The organism is Phyllobacterium sp. SL163 (assembly GCF_049896885.1).
In the GTDB taxonomy this organism is placed as follows: Bacteria; Pseudomonadota; Alphaproteobacteria; order Rhizobiales; family Rhizobiaceae; genus Phyllobacterium; species Phyllobacterium calauticae.
Genome location: NZ_JAFCVE010000007.1, coordinates 337,621 through 360,881 on the forward strand (window position 1 = coordinate 337,621; position 23,261 = coordinate 360,881).

A 23,261-nucleotide genomic window follows, 5' to 3' on the forward strand; every position below is an offset into this window, starting at 1 on the left:
GAATCAGCATGGCACAACTCGCACAAGCTGCTAAATCGCTCCTGCTGGCGGAGTTCGTCGGCGCCTTCTTCCTGTCGATGCGCCAGTTCTTCGCGCCCAAGGCGACGCTGAACTACCCCTACGAAAAGGGACCGCTCAGCCCGCGCTTCCGCGGAGAACATGCGCTGCGCCGCTATCCCAACGGCGAAGAACGCTGCATTGCCTGCAAGCTCTGCGAAGCGATCTGCCCGGCGCAGGCCATCACCATCGAAGCCGGTCCGCGCCGCAATGACGGAACGCGCCGCACGGTGCGTTATGACATTGACATGGTGAAGTGCATCTATTGCGGCTTCTGCCAGGAAGCCTGCCCGGTGGATGCCATCGTCGAAGGTCCGAATTTCGAGTTCGCCACGGAAACCCGTGAAGAGCTTTATTATGACAAGGACCGGCTGCTCGCCAATGGCGACCGCTGGGAACGCGAGCTGGCACGGAACATCGCAATGGATGCGCCGTACCGGTAACAATTGAGTGGATGGGGCGTCGTCCCGTCCGAGTGCGCGCATGTGTCTTAGGGCAGGGTGCTTCTACCCGCCCGGAACATGCGTTATGAGGCTGCGAATACGCGGAATCTCCGTGAATCGCTTTTAAAATGGCAGAACAGTCTGCCGGAATGGAAATCGGGGGAACCCATGCTGACAGGTATTGCGGCGGCGTTTTTTTATCTCTTCGCCTTCATCACCGTCGCCAGTGCGTTCATGGTGATTGCGGCGCGTAATCCCGTGCACTCCGTGCTGTTTCTGATCCTCGCCTTCTTCAACGCGGCGGGGCTCTTCCTGCTGACGGGTGCTGAATTCCTGGCGATGATCCTTCTTGTGGTCTATGTCGGCGCGGTGGCCGTCCTCTTCCTCTTCGTCGTGATGATGCTGGATGTGGATTTTGCCGAAATGAAGCGCGGGGCGCTGCAGTACGCGCCCATCGGCGCGCTTGTCGGCATGATCCTTGCGGTGGAACTGATTGTCGTTCTCGGCGGTTCGGTCTTCACGCCAAGTATTGGCCGCGTGGTTGTTCAGCCGACACCTGATATCGCCACGCGCAGCAATACGGCGGCGCTCGGCGACATCCTCTACACGGATTACATCTACTACTTCCAGATTGCCGGTCTCGTGCTTCTGGTCGCCATGATCGGCGCGATTGTGCTGACGCTTCGCCACAAGGAAGGCATCAAGCGCCAGAACATCTCGCAGCAGGTCGGACGCACGCCTGAAACGGCCATCGAGGTCAAGCAGGTCGAAACGGGCAAGGGTATTTGACAGGAGCGCATGATGGTCATCGGTATTGCACATTATCTGACAGTTTCGGCGCTCCTGTTCACGATGGGGATCTTCGGTATCTTCCTCAATCGTAAGAACGTGATCGTCATCCTGATGTCGGTCGAATTGATCCTGCTCGCCGTCAACCTGAATTTCGTGGCGTTCTCCGCTGCACTGGGTGATCTGGTCGGACAGGTTTTTGCATTGTTTGTCCTGACCGTAGCGGCCGCTGAGGCTGCCATCGGTCTGGCTATTCTCGTCGTGTTCTACCGCAATCGTGGATCGATTGCCGTAGAAGACGTCAACATGATGAAAGGTTGACGGGGGCATGCTGTATCTGGCGATTGTCTTCCTTCCGCTGCTCGGCTTTCTGATCGCGGGTCTGTTCGGCTCGTCCATCGGCGCGAAAGCGAGCGAGTATGTCACCACCGGTCTGATGATCGTGGTTGCGGTTCTCTCATGGATCGCATTCACGACCGTGGCGCTGGGCCATGGCGAGGCGTTCAAGGTTCCAGTCATGCACTGGGTCGAGTCCGGCTCGCTGAGCTTCGACTGGGCCCTGCGCATCGATACGCTGACCGCTGTCATGCTGATCGTCGTCAACACGGTGTCGGCGCTCGTCCATACCTATTCGATCGGCTACATGCATCACGATCCGCATCGGCCGCGCTTCTTCGCCTATCTCTCGCTCTTCACCTTCGCCATGCTGATGCTGGTGACCGGCGACAATCTGGTTCAGATGTTCTTCGGCTGGGAAGGCGTGGGTCTTGCCTCATACCTGCTCATCGGTTTCTGGTTCAAGAAGCCTTCGGCCAATGCCGCGGCGATGAAAGCTTTCATCGTCAACCGCGTCGGCGATTTCGGTTTCCTTCTCGGTATTTTCGCACTGTTCGTGCTGTTCGATACGGTTCAGTTCGACACGCTGTTCCAGTCCGCCGCCCAGTATCTTCCGGCGGAGGGAGCAGGGGACGGCAAGGTGGTCCTGAATTTCCTCGGCTATGCCCTGGGCAAGCAGGAAGCGATCACGGTTGCCTGTCTGCTGCTGTTCATGGGCGCGATGGGCAAATCCGCGCAGTTCCTGCTGCACACCTGGCTGCCTGACGCCATGGAGGGCCCGACACCGGTGTCCGCGCTGATCCATGCGGCAACGATGGTGACCGCAGGCGTGTTCATGGTTGCCCGCCTGTCGCCGATCTTCGAATTGTCGCACACGGCCCTGATCGTTGTGACGCTTGTCGGCGCGACGACGGCCTTCTTTGCCGCCACGGTCGGCCTGGTGCAGAACGACATCAAGCGCGTCATCGCCTATTCCACCTGCTCGCAGCTCGGCTACATGTTCGTGGCGCTTGGTCTTGGTGCCTATGGCGCGGCGATTTTCCACCTGTTCACGCACGCCTTCTTCAAGGCCCTTTTGTTCCTTGGCGCCGGTTCCGTCATTCACGCGGTTTCCGACGAGCAGGACATGCGTCACATGGGCGGCCTGCGCAAGCTGATCCCGCAAACCTACTGGATGATGGTCATCGGCACCGTCGCGCTGACCGGCCTCGGTATCCCCGGCACGTCGATCGGCACCGCCGGCTTCTTCTCCAAGGATGCGATCATCGAGTCGGCCTATGCGTCGACCAGCCCGGCGGCAAGCTATGCCTTCATCCTCCTGGTTATCGCAGCGCTGTTCACCAGCTTCTATTCATGGCGCCTGATTTTCATGACGTTCCATGGCAAGCCGCGCGCGTCGCACGACGTCATGCATCACGTGCATGAATCGCCCTATGTCATGCTGGTGCCGCTGTTCATCCTGGCCATCGGCGCGCTGTTTGCCGGTGTCATCTTCCGCGAATACTTCTTCGGCCACGAATATGCCGAGTTCTGGAAGGGCGCACTGTTCACCGGCAAGGAAAACGAGATTCTGGAGCTGCACCACCATGTGCCTGCTCTGGTTGCTGCCTCGCCGTTCCTTGCGATGCTCGCAGGCTTCATCCTGTCCTGGTACTTCTACATCCGCTCGCCGCAGACACCTGTCCGGCTGGCCGAGCAGCACCGCGGCCTGTACCAGTTCCTGCTCAACAAGTGGTATTTTGACGAACTCTACGACTTCCTGTTCGTGCGTCCGGCCAAGGCCCTTGGCAGGTTCCTGTGGAAGAAGGGCGATGGCTGGCTGATCGACGGCCATGGTCCGGATGGTATCTCGGCCCGCGTCGTGGATGTCACCAACCGCGTGGTGCGCCTGCAGACCGGTTACCTCTATCATTATGCGTTCGCGATGCTCATTGGGGTCGCCGCACTCGTCACGTGGATGATGCTCGGGAGCAACTTCTGATGACCGACTGGCCAATTCTATCGACTGTTACCTTCCTGCCATTGGTCGGTGCGTTCCTGATCCTTCTGATCCGGGATGACGGTGAATCCGCGCGGCGCAATATCCGCAACGTGGCGCTGTGGACGACGGTCATCACATTCCTGCTTTCCCTGCCGATCTGGTACTATTTCGACAAGGGCCATGCCGGCTTCCAGTTCGTGGAAAAGGCAGCCTGGCTCGACTCCGGGATTTCCTACCATATGGGCGTGGACGGCATTTCGATGCTGTTCGTCATCCTGACGACATTCCTGATGCCGCTGTGCATCCTGGCCAGCTGGGAAGCCATCCAGAGCCGGGTCAAGGAATACATGATTGCCTTCCTCGTGCTGGAAACACTGATGATCGGTGTATTCTGCGCGCTGGATATCGTGCTGTTCTACGTCTTCTTCGAAGCCGTGCTGGTACCGATGTTCATCATCATCGGCGTGTGGGGCGGCAAGCGCCGCGTCTATGCCAGCTTCAAGTTGTTCCTCTACACGCTGCTCGGCTCCGTGCTGATGCTGCTGGCCATCATGGCCATGTACTGGCAGGCTGGCACGACCGATATCCCGACGCTGCTGGCCTATCCGTTCCCGGCCTCCATGCAGACATGGCTGTGGCTGGCCTTCTTCGCGTCCTTCGCCGTGAAGATGCCGATGTGGCCGGTGCACACCTGGTTGCCGGATGCGCACGTCGAAGCACCGACGGCTGCATCAGCCATTCTGGCCGGCATCCTGTTGAAGCTCGGCGGTTACGGCTTCCTGCGCTTCTCCCTGCCGATGTTCCCGATTGCGTCCGCCGACTTCGCTCCGCTGATCTACACGCTTTCGGTTGTCGCCATCGTCTACACCTCGCTGGTGGCGCTGATGCAGGAAGACATCAAGAAGCTGATCGCCTACTCCTCGGTTGCGCACATGGGCTATGTGACCATGGGTATCTTCGCCGCCAACGAGCAGGGCATCCAGGGCGCGTTGTTCCAGATGCTGTCGCACGGTCTGGTTTCGGCCGCACTGTTCCTCTGCGTCGGTGTTGTCTATGACCGCACCCACACCCGCGACATCTCCGCCTATGGCGGCCTCGTCAACAACATGCCGAAATATGCGGTGGTGTTCCTGGTCCTGACCATGGCCAATGTCGGCCTGCCGGGCACCTCGGGCTTCATCGGTGAGTTCCTCACGCTGCTTGGCGTCTTCCGCGTCAACACCTGGGTTGCGCTGTTTGCAACATCAGGCGTGATTTTCTCGGCGGCCTATGCGCTGTGGCTCTATCGCCGCGTCGTGTTCGGCTCGCTCGACAAGGAAAGCCTGAAGTCGCTTCTGGATATGTCGCCGCGTGAAAAGCTGGTGGTCTATCCGATGGTGATCCTCACCATCTTCTACGGTGTTTATCCGATGCCTGTCTTCGATGCGACGGCAAGCTCGGTGCACGCCCTTATCAATCAATACAATAACGCGCTGTCCGCAGCCGCCACACTGGCGCTGAAATAGCAGGAAGAGGCCAAGGCCGATGCAGACCGACATGATTGCCAACCTGACGCTTATGGCTCCCGAACTGCTCATCGCAGTGGGCGCATTGGCTCTACTGATGATCGGGGCCTTCTCCGGTGAACGGGCGAATTCCCTGGTCAACGGACTGGCGGTTGCCGTGCTGCTTGCAGCATTGGCAATCCTCGTTCTCTTCCCGCACGATGGTCACGTCTTCGGCCGTGCCTTCGTTTCGGATCCGTTCGCGCGCTTCATGAAAGTGCTGACGCTGGTCGGCTCGATCGTTGCGCTCGTCATGTCGGTTGGCTTCGCCAAGGCGGAGAAGTTCGACAAGTTCGAGTTCCCGATCCTCATTCTGCTGTCGACCCTCGGCATGCTCTTGATGATTTCGGCCAATGACACCCTGTCGCTCTATCTCGGCCTCGAACTGCAGTCCCTGGCGCTCTACGTCATCGCTGCAATCAACCGCGACAGCGCCCGCTCGACCGAAGCCGGTCTGAAGTATTTCGTTCTCGGCGCATTGTCGTCGGGCATGCTGCTCTACGGCATTTCGCTCGTCTACGGCTTTACCGGCCATACCGGCTTCGAGGGCATCGCCCAGGCGCTGGCAGGCGGCGAGCGTCAGCTTGGCGTGGTGTTCGGCCTTGTGTTCATCTTTGCCGGTCTTGCCTTCAAGATTTCCGCCGTGCCGTTCCACATGTGGACGCCGGATGTCTACGAAGGTGCGCCGACGCCGGTGACCGCCTTCTTCGCCAGCGCGCCGAAGATGGCCGCCATGGCGCTTCTGACACGCGTTGCCGTCGAGACGTTCCAGCCGATCACCCATGACTGGCAGCAGATCATTGTCTTCATCGCCATCGCGTCGATGGTCCTGGGCGCATTTGCAGCCATCGGCCAGCGCAACATCAAGCGCCTGATGGCCTATTCATCGATCAGCCACATGGGCTACGCGCTTGTCGGCCTTGCCGCCGGTACGCAGGTCGGTGTGCGCGGCGTGGCGATCTACATGCTGATCTACCTGATCACGACGCTCGGCGTGTTTGCCTTCATCCTGGCCATGCGCCGCAAGCACGGCAATGTCGAACTGATCGAAGATCTGGCCGGCCTGTCCCGCACCAATCCGATCATGGCGACGATCTTCACCATCCTCATGTTCTCGCTGGCCGGTATTCCGCCGCTCGCCGGGTTCTGGGGCAAGTGGTACACCTTCCTTGCCGCGATGCAGGCCAATCTCTATGCGCTGGCCATCATCGGTATCGTGGCTTCGGTCGTGGGTGCGTTCTACTATCTGCGCATCATCAAGATCATGTGGTTCGATGAACCGGCTGGCGGCTTCGTGCCGGTTGCCGGTGAACTGCGCCTGGTCCTCGGTGTCTCGGGCCTGCTGACGCTGCTTTATGTCCTGATCGGCGGACCGGTCAGCACCTATGCGGAAGCTGCCGCGAAAACGTTCTTCTGAGGCCGGGAACCCTGATCAATGGGCTTCTCGCTCTCGCCGCTGGCGCAGCAAAACGGCTTCCGGATGGAGGCCTTCGATACGGTCGGCTCGACCAATGCGGTCGCGCTGGAGCGCGCGCAGGCTGGCGATCCCGGACGGCTGTGGATCGTCTCCAAGAAACAGGAAAGCGGTCGCGGGCGCCGCGGCCGCGCCTGGGCCACATCACACGGCAATCTGGCGGCCTCCCTGCTGCTCACCGGCAATTTCGAGTTGAAGACGGCGGCAACCCTCGGCTTTGTCGCCGGGCTTTCCCTGGCGGACGCGCTTGACGCCGTCTGCCCGCAAGGCGCGGTTTCGGTTGGCGTCGATGGTATCGGTGCCAGCAGGTCGGATTTGCGTGTCGAGCTGAAGTGGCCGAACGATCTCCTGGCCAACAAGGCCAAGCTTGCCGGCATTCTCCTGGAATCGACGCATCTGCCCGACGGGCGGTTTGCCGTCGTCGTCGGCATCGGCGTCAATGTGGTTGCTTACCCCGAGGACGTGCCTTATCCAGCGACATCGCTGAAGCAGCTTGGTGCGGCCTGCGATGCGGAAACGCTGTTTCTGGCGCTGTCCGATGCCTGGCAGGAAAACAGCCGCATCTGGAACGAGGGGCGCGGGCTTGCCGACATTCGCAAGCGCTGGCTCAAGCGCGCGGCAGGAATTGGCAGTGAAGTTGCGGTGCGGGTCGACGGCTCGGTGCTGCGTGGTATATTCGAAACAATTGACGAAGACTGCCGTTTCGTCATACGCGATAATGATGGGGAACGGGTGAAGATTGCTGCCGGCGATGTTCATTTCGGAGCAGTTGCATCGGCAAGTGCCGGATAGCCGGTTGTAAGGAGTATAAATGGCAAATTCCGATCAGGCAGAGCTCGTGTTCCTGCCTTTGGGCGGCGTTGGTGAAATCGGGATGAATCTGGCCATGTATGGCTATGGCCCCGCACACAAGCGCGAATGGGTGGTCGTCGACATGGGCGTCACCTTCGCCGGACCGGATCTTCCAGGCGCTGATCTCGTTCTTCCCGATATCCGTTTTCTGCAGGCCGAGCGGCACAATCTCAAGGGGATTGTGATCACCCATGCCCACGAGGACCATTATGGTGCCTTGCTCGACCTGTGGCCGCTGTTGAATGTGCCGGTCTATGCCACGCCGTTCACCGCCGGCTTGCTTGAAGCCAAGCGTCAGTCGGAGCCGGGTGCGCCGGATATTCCCGTCACCATTTACCGCGCCGGCGAAAGGTTCAATGTCGGCCCCTTCGAGTTCGAAGCGCTTGCCGTGACCCACTCGATCCCGGAACCGGTCTCGCTGGCGATCAGGACGCCGCTGGGCATCGTCGTTCACACCGGCGACTGGAAGATGGACCCGGAGCCGTCGCTTGGACCGCTGATCGACGAGGCCGGATTCCGCGCGCTCGGCGACGAAGGCGTGCTGGCGATGATGTGCGACTCCACCAATGCCTTGCGTGACGGGGAATCGCCCTCCGAGCGCGAGGTCGGCGACAGCCTGCGTGACATCATCGAAAATGCCCGTGGCCGCGTAGCCATCACCACCTTTTCGTCCAATGTCGGACGTATCCGTTCCATTGCCATCGCCGCCCGCGATGCCGGACGCCAGGTGCTGGTGCTCGGCCGCTCGATGAAGCGGATGATCGATGTGGCCAGTGAACTGGGTTATCTCGACGGCATTCCGGAATTTCTCTCCGAAGAGGATTACGGTTTCATCCCGCGCGAGAATATCGTCATCATACTCACCGGCAGCCAGGGCGAATCCCGCGCGGCGCTGGCCAAGCTTGCCCGTGATGAAATGCGCAATGTGGCGCTGTCGGCCGGCGACACGGTCATCTATTCCTCGCGCACCATTCCCGGCAATGAAAAGCCGATCATCGAGACAAAAAACCTTTTGATCGAGCAGGGCATCCATATCATCTCCGACGATGACCAACTGGTGCACGTCTCGGGCCATCCGCGCCGCAATGAGCTGAAGCGCATGTATGAATGGGTGCGTCCGCGCATTCTCGTTCCGGTCCACGGCGAAGCCGCGCATCTCGTGGCGCAGGGCTCGCTCGCGGCCATGGCCGGCATTCCCGAGGTGCCGCAGGTGCGCAATGGCGACATTCTGCGTCTGGCGCCGGGCAGGGCGGAGATCATCGATCAGGCGCCGTTTGGCCGCGTCATGAAGGACGGCAAGCTCATCGGCGATGAGGAAGAGGTCGGCATCGTCGACCGGCGCAAGCTGTCCTATGTCGGCCATGTCGCGGTATCGATGCTGCTCGATGCGAAGTACAACATCATCGAGGATCCGGAAATCGTGCCGGTCGGCCTGCCGGAGAACGATCGGGAAGGCGAACTGCTTGAAGACCTGCTGTACGATGCGGCCGTTGGTGCGGTGCAGAGCATCCCGCGTGAAAAGCGTCGGGATTTGGCGATGGTCCGCGAGGCGGTGCGCCGCGCCGTCCGTGCCGCTGCCAACGAGGCCTGGGGCAAGAAGCCGATCGTTACCGTGTTCGTAACCCGCACGTGAGGTCAGGGATGCTTGGTCGTCTGAATCATGTCGCCATCGCTGTACCGGATCTTGCCGCGGCGTCTGCGGTCTATCGCGATACGCTCGGTGCGACACTCACCGAGCCGCAGGTTCTGCCGGAGCATGGCGTGACCGTCGTTTTCATCGATGTCGGCAACACCAAGATCGAGCTTCTCGAGCCCTTGAATGCGGATTCGCCCATCGCGGCGTTCCTGGCAAAGAACCCGTCCGGCGGCATGCATCACGTCTGCTACGAAGTGGCCGATATTCTGGCGGCACGAAATCAGCTAAAACAGCAGGGCGCCCGTATCCTCGGTGATGGCGAACCGAAAATCGGCGCCCACGGCAAACCGGTGCTGTTCCTTCACCCGAAGGATTTCAACGGGACGCTGATCGAACTGGAGCAAGTCTGACATGCCCATCGCAACTGGAATGGCGATCTATTTCATCTTCTGGTGGCTGACGCTGTTCACCGTGCTGCCATTTGGCCTGCGCACCCAGGCCGATGAGGATGATGTCACGCTGGGCACAACAGCCAGTGCGCCGCACAAGCACCGGATGGGACGCGTATTCCTGATCACCACCGCGATTTCAGCCGTGGTTTTTATCCTGTTCTACATCGTCAACCAGAAGCTTGGTTTCGGCGTCGAAAGCATTCCGGTTTTCTTCCCGCAATTGCATTAGGACTGCGGTCTGATCCGGCCTCCGCACCGTGGTGCATTGTGCATGGTGAGCTTGTCGAACCACGCATAACAAATGTGCAATCGTCAAAAACCGCTTGTCCGCCGATAGTGCGACGATCTCTTGCCAAGGCAGCCCTGACAGATGCCGAAAATACTGCCCATGCATGCCGCCAGCCGCACCAGCGCTTCGCCGCGCGTGAACGGTGCCGCAGCGGCGTAGCTGCACAGTTTGACCACCCGGATCGCCAGCGAGCCGGGGATGCGCAGCAAAGTCAGCGCGCGTCGCTGGTCGAGCTTCCGGCATGTTTCAACCGAACTGCTGTCCCGGTCACGGCGGAAATGGTAGCCGAGGGTCAGCCGGTCCATCGGCACGGTTTCGTAGGCAATGGCATGCGGCGTCCAGCCGGTCCTGGCGCCGAGTTTTTTGGCGTCCCTGTACAGGCGCCAGTCTTCCCCGCCGGCTAGATCAAGCGTGTCGTCGAAACGCAGGCCCGTCCGGTCAAAGAAACTCAACCTACCCATCCAGCTGCCGGTTGCCAGCAGAATCCTGTGCGCTTCGTTGCGCTGGCACCGCCGCCGGGCCTTGCGTTCGCTTTCCATGCCCCTGCGGTTGAGACCGGCCCAGACCAGTTGCGCGGAAAACGGCGCGTCGGCGGAAATCGGCGCGGCGCGTACGGGGGAACCAACGATATCGAGCCTCGAGGCATCCAGTTCCGCCAGCAGTTCAATCAGCCAGTCGGGTTCCACCCGTTCATCGTCATCGGCAAATGTCATGAGATCGTGATTGCCGGCCAGGGCGCATGCCAGCGCATGATTGCGGGCACGGGCAATGCCGAGACGCGGTTCCACCTCGTACTGAACCGTCCATTGCGGCACGAGCGCCCGGAAATGCGCGATGACATCGTGCAGCGTTGCCTTCTCATTGTTCTCGACGATGAGAAAATGCAACCCGACATCACGGGGCACGCCCATGGCGGCATAGGACTGCAACAGGTTCTGCAGCATGAACGGACGATTACGTGTAATCGTGCTTATGCATATGCTGCGCTTGCCGGGCTCAGCCGCGCCGCGTGTGTGAATTCCCATGGTTCGTCCCCGAACATTGTAACGTCGCTGATGTGCCAATCCCCGCGCCTGGCACACTGATCCTGTGACGCCAATTTAACAGGCGAAGATGAGCTGAACATTGCGACATTGGTCTTAGATCGCGCTCCGGGGATGAGCCGAAATCGCGCGAATCGACGCCGGCATCATCGTGCCGTTGCGGACCTGCCGGATGGAGGGGGTGACGGGAAATATCCCATCAAGTGTGAAGGCTGGTCGGGGTGAAGCCGCATCTGCCTGCCGCCCAAGTAGTTGCAAAATAGAACTGAAGCAACGCGATCAAGACACGGCAGTCTGTGCAACCACCTTTAAGTTTATTTGATAAGTGCTTGTATTGCCGCAACAAGACAAAAAAAATGCAAGGCTTTCGCCTTGCATTGTTAGATCGCGTCTGACCCTATTCCATTTGCATGGTGGCTGCGTATTACCGCGCCAAAGGTCACATCCTCCCAAGACTTTGACCGCGCTGGAAAGCAGAATTATTCTTACTTTCTCATTATGATTAAAAAAATAGCGGACTGCCTTCGAAATGTCACGAAAAATATTCGGTACAGTCATTTTTTGCTTACAAATCTGGCAGCGTAACAAAACTGTCACAAATCTGAGATGTCTCATTTGGCGTTGGCGGGTTCCCAACCCGCTGTTAAGCCGCTAAGAAACATTGCTGCGTCGCGGATTAATCCGGGTTTTGGGCGGGACGCGGCAACACATTTGGCGGCGTATGAGTCTTTCCGGAAATCGGCAACGATTTTTGGGTAATACGCTAACTTTGCACTTGGTTTTGCCTGATTCTTCAAGCATTCAGGCTGTGTTTCAATTTGGTGATCTCAATGCGGCTTTCCCGTTATTTCCTGCCTATCCTGAAAGAAAATCCCAAAGAGGCGGAAATCGTCTCGCACCGGCTGATGCTGCGTGCCGGCCTGATCCGTCAGGAGTCGGCTGGCATCTATGCCTGGCTGCCGGCAGGCCTGCGCATCCTCAACAAGGTGTCCAACATCATCCGCGAGGAACAGAATCGGTCCGGCGCCATCGAGCTGCTGATGCCGACGATCCAGTCCGCCGATCTGTGGCGCGAAAGCGGTCGTTATGACGCCTATGGCGACGAGATGCTGCGCATCAAGGATCGCGGTGACCGCGAGATGCTGTTTGGCCCGACCAACGAGGAAATGATCACCGAGATTTTCCGGGCTTATGTGAAGTCCTACAAGGACTTGCCGCTCAATCTTTATCACATCCAGTGGAAGTTCCGCGACGAGCGCCGCCCGCGTTTCGGCGTCATGCGCTCGCGTGAATTCCTGATGAAGGATGCCTACAGCTTCGACATCGATTTCGAAGGCGCCAAGGCCGCCTACAACCGCATGTTCGTGGCTTATCTGCGCACATTCTCGCGCCTCGGCATCAAGGTCATCCCGATGCGTGCGGATACCGGTCCCATCGGCGGCGACCTCAGCCACGAATTCATCATTCTGGCCGAAACCGGCGAGAGCCAGGTCTATTGCGACCGCGCCTATCTCGACCTGCCGGTTCCGGGTGCCGATACCAATTTCGATGACAATGCGCAGGTCGCCGATATCGTGACGAAATGGACGACGCCCTATGCGGCGACGGATGAAATGCACGACGAAGCCGCCTGGGACAAGGTCGGTGCGTCCGAACAGCTTGCCGCACGCGGCATCGAGGTCGGCCACATCTTCCATTTCGGCACCAAATATTCCGAACCGATGGGCGCCAAGGTCACCGGTCCCGATGGCAAGGAACATATGGTTTCCATGGGCTCCTACGGTATCGGCCCCTCGCGTGTCATTGCCGCGATCATCGAGGCATCCCATGACGAGAACGGCATCATCTGGCCGAAGGCTGTTGCGCCGTTCGGTGCGGGCATCGTCAACATGAAGCCGGGCGACGAGGCGTGCGACGCGGCATCCGCCAAGGTCTACGAGGCCTTGACCAATGCCGGTCTCGAGCCGCTGCTGGACGATACGGATGATCGTCCCGGTGCGAAATTCGCCAAGATGGACCTGATCGGCCTGCCGACGCAGGTGATCATCGGGCCGCGCGGTGTTGCCGCGGGCGAAGTCGAGATCAAGGATCGCGCGACGGGTGAACGGGAAACCCTGAGCATTGAAGCTGCAATCAACAAGCTTGCAGGCCCCGCTGACTTTCAGGCTGGAACTCTATGACAGAATCGGCCGTCACTGCTGTACAACAGGGTCCCAAGCCGTTCTCTGCCTATGAACGGATGATCGCGTGGCGCTATCTGCGCGCCCGGCGCAAGGAAACGTTTATTTCGGTGATCGCCGGTTTCTCCTTCACCGGCATCATGCTCGGCGTGGCGACGCTCATTATCGTCATGGCCGTCATGAACGGTTTTCGCAGCGAATTGCTGACGCGCATTCTGGGCATCAACGGCCATGTCATCATGCAGCCCATGGACCGGCCACTGGATGACTACGACAATGTGATCAAGCGGATCGATGCGGTTCCCGGTGTTTCCTTCGCCATTCCCGTCGTGGAAGGCCAGGTGCTCGGCCAGGGCAATGTCGGGCAGGGCACCGGCACGCTCGTACGGGGTCTGCGCGAAGAGGATATCAACAAGCTCCAGCTCGTCGCCAAGAACGTCAAGCAGGGCACCTTCGCCAATTTCGACAAGGCGGGCGGCGTGGCCATCGGCACGCGCATGGCGGAAAATCTGGGGCTCGGCATCGGCGACAAGCTGACATTGATGTCGCTGGACGGCGATGTGACGCCGCTCGGGGTTTCGCCCCGGGTGAAATCCTATCCGGTCGTCGCCATTTTCCAGATCGGCATGTCCGAGTATGACGCCTCGATCGCGCTCATGCCGCTGGATGAAGCGCAGCTCTATTTCAACCAGGAGGGCAAGGTCCAGTCCATCGAGATCTTTGCCAACAATCCGGACAATGTCGACGCGCTGAAAAAGCCCATCGAGGATGCGGCGCAGCGTCCGCTGATGCTCACCGACTGGCGCCAGCGCAACGTCACCTTCTTCTCCGCCCTGCAGGTGGAGCGCAACGTCATGTTCATGATCCTGACGCTGATCGTTCTCGTGGCGGCCCTGAACATCATTTCCGGCCTGATCATGCTGGTGAAGGACAAGGGACGCGATATCGCCATCCTGCGGACGATGGGCGCGACGCGCAACTCGGTCATGCGCATCTTCCTGATGACGGGCGCGGCAATTGGCGTGACCGGCACGATTGCCGGCGTGGCCCTGGGTGTCCTCGTCTGCCTGAACGTCGAGCGCATCCGGCAATTCTTCTCCTGGTTGTCTGGTACGACCCTGTTCAATCCGGAGCTTTATTTCCTGAGCACCTTGCCCGCCAAGATGGATTTCAATGAAACCTTCACGGTCATTCTGATGGCGCTTGTCCTGTCGTTTCTGGCGACGCTTTTCCCCGCATGGCGCGCGGCCAAGCTCGATCCCGTTGAAGCCTTGAGGTACGAATAATGTCAGCCGGGCCCATTCTTCAGCTGACCAGCGTCGGCCGCCGGTACAATGAGATCGACCGGGAACTGGTTATTCTGGACGATGCCAATTTCTCCCTCGGCAGGGGCGAGATGGTTGCGCTTGTCGCGCCGTCGGGCGCCGGCAAGTCGACGCTTCTGCACACGGCGGGCCTCCTGGAGCGGCCTGACAATGGCGATGTGATTCTGGACGGTCGCGCCTGCGGTTCGCTGTCCGATGAAGAGCGCACCGCCATCCGCCGCAACGACATCGGTTTCGTCTATCAGTTCCACCATCTCCTGCCGGAATTCTCCGCGCTGGAGAACGTGATGATGCCGCAGATGATCCGCGGCATGAAACCCCGCGTCGCCTCCGAACGCGCGCAGCAGCTGCTTGATTACATGAAGGTGGGCGCACGCGCCTCGCACCGGCCGTCGGAACTGTCCGGCGGCGAGCAGCAGCGTGTTGCCATCGCCCGCGCGGTCGCCAATGCGCCGCTTGTGCTGCTTGCCGATGAGCCCACCGGCAATCTCGATCCGGTGACGTCCTCCTATGTGTTCGAGGCGCTGGAAGCCCTGGTGCGCCAGTCCGGCCTGTCGGCGATGATCGCCACGCACAATCACGAACTGGCCCGCCGCATGGATCGCCGCGTCACGCTCAAGGACGGCAAGATCACCACGGTCTCCTGATCCGTTCACGCCATACAAAGCAAACGGGCGCGGAGAAATCCGCGCCCTTTTGCGTTTGGCGGCACCCGCTCGGCGGCCCGCGTTTTACCCTCTGTTAAGAAATCGACAACCATAGCGCCAATGGCAGCTTTGGTGCGCTTGACTTTGGAACAAAAATAGAACAAAACATATACATAGAGCAAACGAAGAAGGGTTTTACCGATGAGCGAACTTTTCCAGGACGTCATGTCATTCGTTACAGTCAGTCTGTTTATTGCAACATTCGCCATGTGGGTCAGCGTTATCTGAAAGAACCGGCGGGGCCGGGATGACTAGGTTTCCCCTGGTTCCTGGCCCGCGGGCATCGCCCATCATCATGTCTGGTTCCACATGCGGACAACGGGTTCCGTCAGGTCGTGCTCATAACCGAGGACGCTGATGCTGGTGGTATCCAGAACGAAAAGCGCGCCGCCTTCGGGCGGCAAGCCAAGCCAGCGGGCCGTCAGCACCCGCAGGAAATGCGAACTTGAGAAGATGAGAATCCTGTCATTCGCCGCGCGGATGGCGTGGATGATCCGGTCGGCACGCGCACCGACATCGGCCGCGGATTCACCGCCGGGGCAGCCGTCGCGAAAAAGCTGCCAGCCGGGGCGCTCCGCCAGGATCGCCTTGGTGGTGATGCCCTCATAGACGCCGTAATCCCATTCCGCCAGATCGTCCTTGATCACGCGGGCATCGCCAAATCCGGCGAGGGCGCAGGTTTTCGATGCGCGCTGGGAAGGGCTCGACCATATGGCGGAAAAGGCAAGGCCCTGCAGCCGGCCCGCCAGGGTACGGGCTGCCGCTTCGCCCGCGGCCGTCAGCGGCACGTCGGTTCGCCCGGTGTGCTGGCCGGACAGGCTCCATTCCGTCTGACCGTGCCGCACCAGATAGATTTCGGGATATGCATTGCTCATTCACGGGCCTTTCGGTGGCGCATCACAGGTTGTTCACAGTCGCACGATCCAGCGGTCAAAGTATAGGTGGACACTCCAAGGTGGTTGCCCGAGAATGCGCGGGTGGTGAATCAGCGCGTTCGCCGGAATTTTCTGGAGATGGATACAGTGGCAGACGGACAGGGCAGACCCGGCGAAGGCAGTGCGGAAAAGCAGGCGCTTCGTTTCGTCCATCTGCGGGTGCATTCCGCCTATTCCCTGCTGGAAGGCGCGCTGCAGGTCGCCAAGGTCATCGATCTCGCCACGTCCAACAAAAGCCCGGCCATCGCCATCACCGACACCAACAATCTGTTCGGGGCGCTCGAATTTGCCCAGAAGGGTTCGAAGTCCGGCTTGCAGCCGATCATCGGCTGCCAGCTCGACATCGCCTTTCACGATCAGGCGGAGGAAAGCCGCAGCGCCAACCGGCGCGAAGCACTCGGGCTTGCGCCGCTCGTGCTGCTGGCGGCGACGGAAACGGGCTATGCCAATCTCGTCCGGCTTGTCAGCCGCGCCTATCTGGAAACGCCCGCCGGCGATCCCGTCCATGTTGCCGCCTCCTGGCTGCCGGGTCTTTCCGATGGAATCATCGTTCTTTCCGGCGGCCCCGAGGGGCCGATCGCCAAGGCGATCAAGGACGACCGCATCGACCGTGCCCGCCAGCGGCTCATCCATCTGCGCTCGCTCTATGGCGACCGGTTCTATGTCGAGCTGCAGCGCCATCGCGGCTATGACCGCGCCCTCGAAGCGACCCATATCGCGCTTGCCTATGAGCTGGAACTGCCACTGGTCGCCACCAATGACGTGTTCTTTTCCAAGAGCGCCGACTATGAGGCGCATGATGCGCTGCTGGCCATTGCGGCGGGTTCGCTGCTGTCCATCGATGATCGCCGCCGCCTGACGCCCGACCATTATCTCAAGACCGAAGACGAGATGGTGGCGCTGTTTGCCGATCTGCCCGAGGCGCTGGAAAATACCGTCGAGATCGCGCTGCGCTGTTCCTATTACCCAAAAAACCGCGCGCCGATCCTGCCGCGCTTCACCGGTGAAAGCGATGATCCTGAAGCGGCCCTGCAGGAGGAAGCCGACGAACTGGCCCGGCAGGCGCGGGAAGGCCTGGCAAGCCGCATTGCGACGCTCGGCATGGCCGATGGCCACACGGCGCAGGAATATGCCGAACGGCTGGAATACGAGATTTCCATCATCACCCGGATGAAATATCCGGGTTACTTCCTCATCGTTTCCGACTTTATCAAATGGGCGAAAGCCCATGATATTCCTGTCGGTCCCGGTCGTGGCTCCGGTGCGGGTTCGCTCGTTGCCTATGCGCTGACGATCACCGACGTCGATCCGCTGCGCTTCTCCCTTCTGTTCGAACGCTTCCTCAATCCCGACCGCGTTTCGATGCCGGACTTTGACATCGACTTCTGTCAGGAGCGCCGTGACGAGGTCATCCGTTATGTCCAGGCCAAGTATGGCCGCGATCAGGTGGCGCAGATCATCACCTTCGGAACGCTGCAGGCGCGCGCCGTGCTGCGCGACGTCGGCCGCGTGCTCGAAATGCCCTATGGGCAGGTGGACCGGCTGACCAAGATGGTTCCGGCCAACCCGGCCAATCCGGTGACGCTGGCAAAGGCCATCGAGGATGAGCCGCGCCTGCGCGAAGAGCGTGACAAGGAGCCGGTTGTCGAGCGCCTGCTGGACATCGCATTGAAGCTGGAAGGGCTGTACCGCCACGCCTCGACCCACGCCGCCGGTATCGTCATCGGCGACCGTCCTCTGTCCGAACTCGTGCCGATGTACCGCGATCCGCGTTCCGACATGCCGGTCACGCAGTTCAACATGAAGATGGTGGAAGAGGCCGGGCTGGTCAAATTCGACTTTCTCGGCCTGAAAACCCTGACGGTGCTGCAGACTGCGGTCAATCTGGTCAAGCGGCGCGGCATCACCGTGGATTTGTCCAATCTGCCGCTCGATGACAAGCTCAGCTATGAAATGCTGTCGCGCGGCGAGACGGTCGGCGTGTTCCAGGTGGAAAGCACCGGCATGCGCAAGGCGCTGATCGGCATGAAGCCGGATCGGATCGAGGACATCATCGCGCTTGTGGCGCTGTACCGTCCGGGTCCGATGGAAAACATCCCGACCTACAATGCGCGCAAGAATGGCGATGAGGAGATGGCGTCGATCCATCCTAAGATCGACCATCTCGTCAAGGAAACCCAAGGCGTCATCATCTACCAGGAACAGGTGATGCAGATCGCGCAGGAAATGTCCGGCTATACGCTGGGCGAAGCCGATCTGCTGCGCCGTGCCATGGGCAAGAAGATCCGCTCCGAAATGGACATGCAGCGCGTCCGTTTCGTCGACGGCGCGGTGGAACGCGGTGTGACCAAGCCGCAGGCCAACTTCATTTTCGACCTCTTGGCAAAGTTCGCCGACTACGGCTTCAACAAGTCGCACGCCGCCGCCTATGCCATCGTGTCGTTCCAGACCGCCTATATGAAGGCGCATTATCCCGTCGAGTTCCTCGCTTCGTCGATGACCTACGATATGGCGAACACCGATAAGCTCAACGATTTCCGCCGCGAGGCGCTGCGGCTGGGCATCGAGGTGGTCACCCCTTCGGTCAACACGTCGTTCCGCCTGTTTGAAGTCGGCGACAACCGCATTTTCTATTCGCTCGCCGCCATCAAGGGCGTCGGCGAGGCGGCAGTTGACCATATCGTCGAGAAGCGCGGTGACACGCCCTATGCCAGCCTCGAGGATTTCTGCGAGCGGATCGATCCGCGCGTCGTCAACCGCCGCGTGTTTGAAAGCCTGATCAATGCCGGGGCATTCGATTGTTTCGGGCGCGAACGCCCGGCGCTCATTGCCGGTCTCGACCGCATTATCGGCCATGCGCAGCGCACGCAGGAAGACAGCGTCAGCGGACAGGCGGATATTTTTGGCGGCATGGCCGCAGGCGGATCGCAGGGGCTGCAGCTGCCCAATGCGGCGCCATGGCTGTCGGCGGAAAAACTGCGGCGCGAATTCGAAGCGGCGGGTTTTTACCTTTCCGCCCATCCGCTCGACGAATACCGGCCGATCCTGGAAAAGATGCGAGTGCAGAGCTGGGCGGAATTTTCCGCTGCGGTCAAGCGCGGCGCCAATGCCGGACGCCTTGCCGGAACCATCACCGCCAAGCAGGAGCGCAAGACCAAGACCGGCAACAAGATGGGCATCATCCAGTTTTCCGATGCGTCGGGTCAGTTCGAGGCCGTGCTTTTCTCCGAGGCGCTGGCACAGTACCGCGATCTCTTGGAGCCGGGACGCTCCGTCGTGGTTACGGTCGGCGCCGAAGACCGGCCGGAGGGCATCAGCCTGCGCATCCAGACGGCGCAGTCGCTTGAGGATGAAGCCACACGCATGCAGAAGGCCTTGCGCCTCTATATGCGCTCCAGCGAGCCGCTGAGCGCCATCACGCCCTATCTCGCCCCGCAGAATGACGGCCAGATCGTCTCGCTCATCCTGATCAAGGAGAATGGCGCCAGCGAAGTGGAGATCGAACTGCCCAACCGCTACCGCGTCGGCCCGCAGGTCGCCAGCGCCATGAAGGCCATTCCCGGCGTCGTCGATGTGGAGATGGTTTAGGTCACACCGCACTGAGGCGCGTTGGACTGTATCGATCGATCCCTCCCAAACCGCAAGATCGGTCGAGCGCTGTATATCCGCGAGGGGCTAGCTGGTGGCGCCACGGAGGAACAGGCGATGAAGGCGGCACTTGAAAACTACCATGCCCGGATGCAACGGGTGCTGGATCACATCGAACAGCATCTTGACGATGATCTGGGACTGGAAGTGCTGAGCGGCGTTGCGGCGTTCTCGAAATACCATTTCCACCGGCAGTTCATGTCGACCTTCGGGTTATCAGTGCATCGCTATGTCCAGCTTGCCCGTATGAAGCGCGCTTCGTATCGGCTGGCCTACATAGACGCCCAAAGCGTCACGGATATAGCGATGGATGCCGGTTACGACGCACCCGATGCCTTCGCCCGCGCCTTTCGGCAACGGTTCGGGCAATCGCCTTCGTCGTTCAGAAAATCTCCCGATTGGGAGCCGTGGCTTGCGGCCTTCGGGCCTTTTGACAACGCAAGGAGCAAGCTCATGCAGAAGACTTTTACCACCAATGACGTGACGATTCGCGATGTGGCCCCGACGCGGGTGGCGATCATGGAACATCGGGGTGACCCCGCCATGATCGGTGCCACCATCCAGCGCTTCATCGCTTGGCGCAAGGCCGCTGGCCTGCACCCCAGGACAAGTCCGACCTTCACGGTCTGGCATTCCGAGCGGCGTCCCGCGTCGCCTGCCGATTACAGCATGGACCTTTGTGTCGGGACCGACCAGCCGATCGAGGTGAACGGCGAGCAGATCAAGGCCGGCGAGATTCCCGGTGGTCGCTGTGCGGTGCTGCGCGTCGTTGGCAACACCGACAATCTGGAGCCCGCCGCGCTCTATCTGTATCGTGACTGGCTTCCGGCCAGCGGCGAGGAAGCGCGCGACTTCCCGATCTATTGCCAGCGTCTGAGCTTTTTCCCGGAGGTGCCGGAGCATGAGGCGGTCGCGGAGTTGTTTCTGCCGCTGAAATAGCGCCGGTCAATGGTGGCCTGGCCATCTCTCCTTCGTTTTGTTGCAAAAGGCATCCCGCGTGGTGCGTGGTTCGCCCTTCGACAAGCTCAGGAAGCTCACCATGAGGGAGCGTGAGGATTGCAGGGAGTTATATTCTGCAACCTCTGCGATTAGCCTTGCAGCCCACCCAGCCCCCTCATGGTGAGCTTGTCAAACCACGCACCATCTTCATTGCACACCAAAACAATCCGGATTCATTTTCTCCGAAATTTCCCGTAAATCCCTGAATCAAATCAATCAATCTCGTCCGGGATCGGCCGCGTCCTTTGCCTGATTTTGCCGAAGGTATAGCCGGTCTCGACGGCGTTGTTGCCGAATTTTCCGCGCAGCTTGTCGATGGCCGTCTCCGCCACGGCCCGCTTGGTCGCCTGCACATCGACGAGGTCGAGCGGATCGGCGCGGCCATCGTCGCTGAGGTCACTCACGCCAATGCCGATGAGCCGGAACCGCGTCCCGTCGATCTCCTTTTCCAGCAGCGCCAGTCCCGTGCGGAAAATCCGGTCGGCAAGCTGGGTCGGGTCGGCCAATTGGCGATTGCGGGTCTTCAGCTTGAAATCGCGGGATTTGAGCTTGAGAGTCACCGTCCGGCCGGCAATGTCGGCGGCCTTCAGGCGGCGCGACACTTTTTCGGAGAGCGAGCGCAGGATGGGAACCAGCTCTTCCAGCGTGCCGATATCCTCGTTGAATGTCGTTTCCGCCGATACGCTCTTGGATTCGCCGTCCGGCTCCACCCGGCGCGTGTCGATGCCGCGCGACAGCTGGTAGAGGCGCTGGCCCATGCTGCCATAAGCGGCCATCAGCGCGCCGAGTTCCATGGTCTGCAATTGGCCGATGGTGCGGATGCCGTCCCGTTCTAGCGTGGCGGCAAACACCTTGCCGACGCCCCAGATCATCGTCACCGGCTTGTCATGCAGGAAATGCGGGGTTTCCGCTTCGCCGATGACGGAAAAGCCGCGCGGCTTGTCAAAATCCGAGGCGATTTTTGCCAGGAACTTGCAATAGGAGAGGCCGACGGAAACCGACAGGCCCATTTCCTTTTCCACCCGGTTGGAAAACTGCGCCATGACCCGCACCGGCGGATCGTGGTGCAGGCGCTGCGTGCCCGACAGGTCGAGAAACGCCTCGTCGATCGACAGCGGTTCCACCTGCGGCGTCAGATCGCGCATCATCTGGCGGATTTCGCGCCCCACGCGCACATATTTTTCCATGTTCGGGCTGATGACCACCGCATGCGGGCAGGCCTCCAGCGCCTTGAACATCGGCATGGCGGATTTCACGCCATGAATGCGTGCGACATAACAGGCGGTGGAGACCACACCGCGCTTGCCGCCGCCGATGATGACGGGTTTGTTGCGCAGCTCCGGATTGTCGCGCTTTTCCACCGAGGCATAGAATGCATCGCAGTCCACATGGGCAATGGAGAGCCTGTAGAGTTCCGGATGGCGCAGCAGGCGCGGGCTGCCGCATTGCTGGCAGCGGCGCCCGGCCGAGGTCTGCGCTGTCAGACAGTCGCGGCAGAATCCAAATTCAGGATCGTTGAGGGGGGCCATGATGCTCGGAACATAAATAGAACATGCCGAACTTACTGAAGAGACGGGCCGCTTGCAAGCCGTTTGCGCGTTAGTACACATCCTCCTGCCGTCCGCCCGGCAGCAGCCGCAGCGCCTGCTGGAACAGGGCAGGGTCCGTCTCTGTCGCCTCGCAATAGCGCATCAGCGTCGGTTCATGCGCCAGGTAGAACTGCAGTACGCCGGCCAGAAACCCCGGCTCCTGCGCCGCCTGGCGGATTTGATCCGCCGTGATGCCCGTAAGGGCAAGAAAACGCGGCAGCAATTCACTGTCCTGCGCCAGGAAAACCAGGGCATTGATCGCCAGATCCTGTGCATTCTCAAGGTTCATCTGCTGTTTCATTCTGTCTGTCTGTCCCGAAATGTGTGTTCATCCGAACACCCTTGAAAACAATATTCCCGTTTGACCGCCTGCCGCGACCCCATTGCAGGCGGAAGGGCCAATGACCAATTGAATCTCTACAAAAGAAGATGTTCAATAAAGCCTTGGTTAAACATGATCTGCAGCATTTTTTGACCGCCGTGAAGAGTTACCTTTTCATCAATCAAAACGCGCTATTACTTGCATCCATTCAATGATGCTGCGGTGGGAGCCTTGTCAAGGCGGCAATCCCACGCCACGCATGATCAACGGGACGTTGCCAATGGTGAAGAAAGTCATGATTGTCGAGGACAATGAGCTCAACATGAAGCTCTTCCGCGACCTTATCGAAGCCAGCGGCTATGAAACGATCCGCACACGCAACGGTCTCGAAGCCCTCGATCTGGCGCGCGAGCATCGGCCCGACCTGATCCTCATGGATATCCAGCTGCCGGAGGTTTCCGGGCTGGAAGTAACCAAATGGCTGAAGGCGGATGATGATCTGCATGTGATCCCCATCATCGCCGTCACGGCCTTCGCGATGAAGGGCGACGAGGAACGTATCCGGCAGGGCGGCTGCGAGGCCTATATATCCAAGCCGATTTCCGTGCCGAAATTCATCGAAACCATTAAGTCTTATCTTGGTGATGCGTGAGCTGCCTG

At 60.1% G+C, this 23,261-nt stretch carries 21 protein-coding genes; 16 read left to right on the forward strand and 5 right to left on the reverse strand.

From position 1 onward, the window contains the following. Positions 1 to 8 precede the first annotated feature (8 nt). The 10 genes from nuoI to ACP7B1_RS17835 all read left to right on the forward strand — a co-directional run bounded on the left by nuoI (position 9) and on the right by ACP7B1_RS17835 (position 9,793). Positions 9 to 500 (forward strand): NADH-quinone oxidoreductase subunit NuoI, encoded by a 492-nt coding sequence (gene nuoI, locus ACP7B1_RS17790; RefSeq protein ID WP_091883764.1) that lies wholly within the window; start codon positions 9 to 11, stop codon positions 498 to 500. A 168-nt stretch (positions 501 to 668) separates the two neighbouring features. Continuing rightward, positions 669 to 1,289 carry an NADH-quinone oxidoreductase subunit J gene (locus ACP7B1_RS17795; protein ID WP_426137162.1) on the forward strand — a complete coding sequence of 207 codons (621 nt, stop codon included), beginning with the start codon at positions 669 to 671 and terminating at the stop codon, positions 1,287 to 1,289. Positions 1,290 to 1,301: 12 nt separating this feature from the next. Then, positions 1,302 to 1,610 carry an NADH-quinone oxidoreductase subunit NuoK gene (gene nuoK / locus ACP7B1_RS17800; protein ID WP_091883761.1) on the forward strand — a complete coding sequence of 103 codons (309 nt, stop codon included), beginning with the start codon at positions 1,302 to 1,304 and terminating at the stop codon, positions 1,608 to 1,610. A 7-nt stretch (positions 1,611 to 1,617) separates the two neighbouring features. Then, entirely contained in the window at positions 1,618 to 3,606 is a 1,989-nt protein-coding gene (gene nuoL / locus ACP7B1_RS17805) for an NADH-quinone oxidoreductase subunit L (RefSeq protein WP_346306067.1), read from the forward strand. Next, the gene (locus ACP7B1_RS17810; RefSeq protein ID WP_346306066.1) at positions 3,606 to 5,111 is read left to right on the forward strand and encodes an NADH-quinone oxidoreductase subunit M; all 1,506 of its coding nucleotides are present in this window, start codon (positions 3,606 to 3,608) and stop codon (positions 5,109 to 5,111) included. The genes nuoL and ACP7B1_RS17810 overlap by 1 nt, the downstream gene beginning before the upstream one ends. A 19-nt stretch (positions 5,112 to 5,130) precedes the next feature. Continuing rightward, positions 5,131 to 6,567: an NADH-quinone oxidoreductase subunit NuoN gene (gene nuoN, locus ACP7B1_RS17815; protein ID WP_346306065.1), complete on the forward strand. Its 1,437-nt coding sequence runs from the start codon at positions 5,131 to 5,133 to the stop codon at positions 6,565 to 6,567. Between the two features lie 18 nt (positions 6,568 to 6,585). After that, complete coding sequence (locus ACP7B1_RS17820; RefSeq protein WP_346306064.1) at positions 6,586 to 7,416, forward strand: biotin--[acetyl-CoA-carboxylase] ligase; 831 nt, start codon at positions 6,586 to 6,588, stop codon at positions 7,414 to 7,416. A 19-nt stretch (positions 7,417 to 7,435) separates the two neighbouring features. Continuing rightward, positions 7,436 to 9,109 carry a ribonuclease J gene (locus ACP7B1_RS17825; protein ID WP_346306063.1) on the forward strand — a complete coding sequence of 558 codons (1,674 nt, stop codon included), beginning with the start codon at positions 7,436 to 7,438 and terminating at the stop codon, positions 9,107 to 9,109. Positions 9,110 to 9,117: 8 nt separating this feature from the next. Then, entirely contained in the window at positions 9,118 to 9,522 is a 405-nt protein-coding gene (mce, locus tag ACP7B1_RS17830) for a methylmalonyl-CoA epimerase (RefSeq protein ID WP_223615181.1), read from the forward strand. A gap of 1 nt (position 9,523) precedes the next feature. Next, positions 9,524 to 9,793, forward strand: a complete 270-nt coding sequence (locus ACP7B1_RS17835; protein ID WP_223615180.1) for a DUF1467 family protein — start codon at positions 9,524 to 9,526, stop codon at positions 9,791 to 9,793. 83 nt (positions 9,794 to 9,876) lie between these two features. On the opposite strand, the gene ACP7B1_RS17840 is transcribed toward ACP7B1_RS17835, so the two are convergent. Next, positions 9,877 to 10,878 carry a glycosyltransferase gene (locus tag ACP7B1_RS17840; RefSeq protein ID WP_346306062.1) on the reverse strand — a complete coding sequence of 334 codons (1,002 nt, stop codon included), beginning with the start codon at positions 10,876 to 10,878 and terminating at the stop codon, positions 9,877 to 9,879. Positions 10,879 to 11,726: 848 nt separating this feature from the next. On the opposite strand from ACP7B1_RS17840, the gene proS reads away from it, so the two are divergent. From proS to ACP7B1_RS17855, 3 genes are read left to right on the forward strand one after another with little or no spacing between them, the layout of a single operon-like run. Further along, positions 11,727 to 13,076 carry a proline--tRNA ligase gene (gene proS / locus ACP7B1_RS17845; protein ID WP_403173263.1) on the forward strand — a complete coding sequence of 450 codons (1,350 nt, stop codon included), beginning with the start codon at positions 11,727 to 11,729 and terminating at the stop codon, positions 13,074 to 13,076. Continuing rightward, a complete protein-coding gene (locus tag ACP7B1_RS17850) occupies positions 13,073 to 14,362 on the forward strand; it encodes a lipoprotein-releasing ABC transporter permease subunit (protein WP_223615177.1) in 1,290 nt (429 codons plus the stop codon). Before proS ends, ACP7B1_RS17850 begins: the two co-directional genes overlap by 4 nt. Continuing rightward, positions 14,362 to 15,048 (forward strand): ABC transporter ATP-binding protein, encoded by a 687-nt coding sequence (locus ACP7B1_RS17855; protein WP_105735461.1) that lies wholly within the window; start codon positions 14,362 to 14,364, stop codon positions 15,046 to 15,048. Before ACP7B1_RS17850 ends, ACP7B1_RS17855 begins: the two co-directional genes overlap by 1 nt. A 5-nt stretch (positions 15,049 to 15,053) precedes the next feature. Here the strand turns inward: ACP7B1_RS17855 and ACP7B1_RS17860 are convergent, their stop codons facing one another. Both ACP7B1_RS17860 and ACP7B1_RS17865 read right to left on the reverse strand, forming a co-directional pair. Continuing rightward, on the reverse strand, positions 15,054 to 15,317 hold the full coding sequence (locus ACP7B1_RS17860; RefSeq protein WP_346306747.1) for a hypothetical protein: 264 nt from the start codon (positions 15,315 to 15,317) through the stop codon (positions 15,054 to 15,056). An 84-nt stretch (positions 15,318 to 15,401) separates the two neighbouring features. Next, complete coding sequence (locus ACP7B1_RS17865; protein WP_346306748.1) at positions 15,402 to 15,983, reverse strand: histidine phosphatase family protein; 582 nt, start codon at positions 15,981 to 15,983, stop codon at positions 15,402 to 15,404. Between the two features lie 138 nt (positions 15,984 to 16,121). Between ACP7B1_RS17865 and dnaE the strand changes: the two genes are divergently transcribed. Beyond that, positions 16,122 to 19,631 carry a DNA polymerase III subunit alpha gene (gene dnaE, locus ACP7B1_RS17870; RefSeq protein WP_346306749.1) on the forward strand — a complete coding sequence of 1,170 codons (3,510 nt, stop codon included), beginning with the start codon at positions 16,122 to 16,124 and terminating at the stop codon, positions 19,629 to 19,631. A 117-nt stretch (positions 19,632 to 19,748) separates the two neighbouring features. Beyond that, the gene (locus ACP7B1_RS17875) at positions 19,749 to 20,630 is read left to right on the forward strand and encodes an AraC family transcriptional regulator (RefSeq protein ID WP_346306750.1); all 882 of its coding nucleotides are present in this window, start codon (positions 19,749 to 19,751) and stop codon (positions 20,628 to 20,630) included. Positions 20,631 to 20,902: 272 nt separating this feature from the next. On the opposite strand, the gene ACP7B1_RS17880 is transcribed toward ACP7B1_RS17875, so the two are convergent. Beyond that, entirely contained in the window at positions 20,903 to 22,219 is a 1,317-nt protein-coding gene (locus ACP7B1_RS17880) for a DNA polymerase IV (protein ID WP_346306751.1), read from the reverse strand. A 70-nt stretch (positions 22,220 to 22,289) separates the two neighbouring features. Beyond that, positions 22,290 to 22,580 (reverse strand): DUF3572 domain-containing protein, encoded by a 291-nt coding sequence (locus tag ACP7B1_RS17885; RefSeq protein WP_223615170.1) that lies wholly within the window; start codon positions 22,578 to 22,580, stop codon positions 22,290 to 22,292. A 301-nt stretch (positions 22,581 to 22,881) separates the two neighbouring features. On the opposite strand from ACP7B1_RS17885, the gene ACP7B1_RS17890 reads away from it, so the two are divergent. Next, a complete protein-coding gene (locus ACP7B1_RS17890) occupies positions 22,882 to 23,253 on the forward strand; it encodes a response regulator (protein ID WP_008122893.1) in 372 nt (123 codons plus the stop codon). Positions 23,254 to 23,261 lie beyond the last annotated feature (8 nt).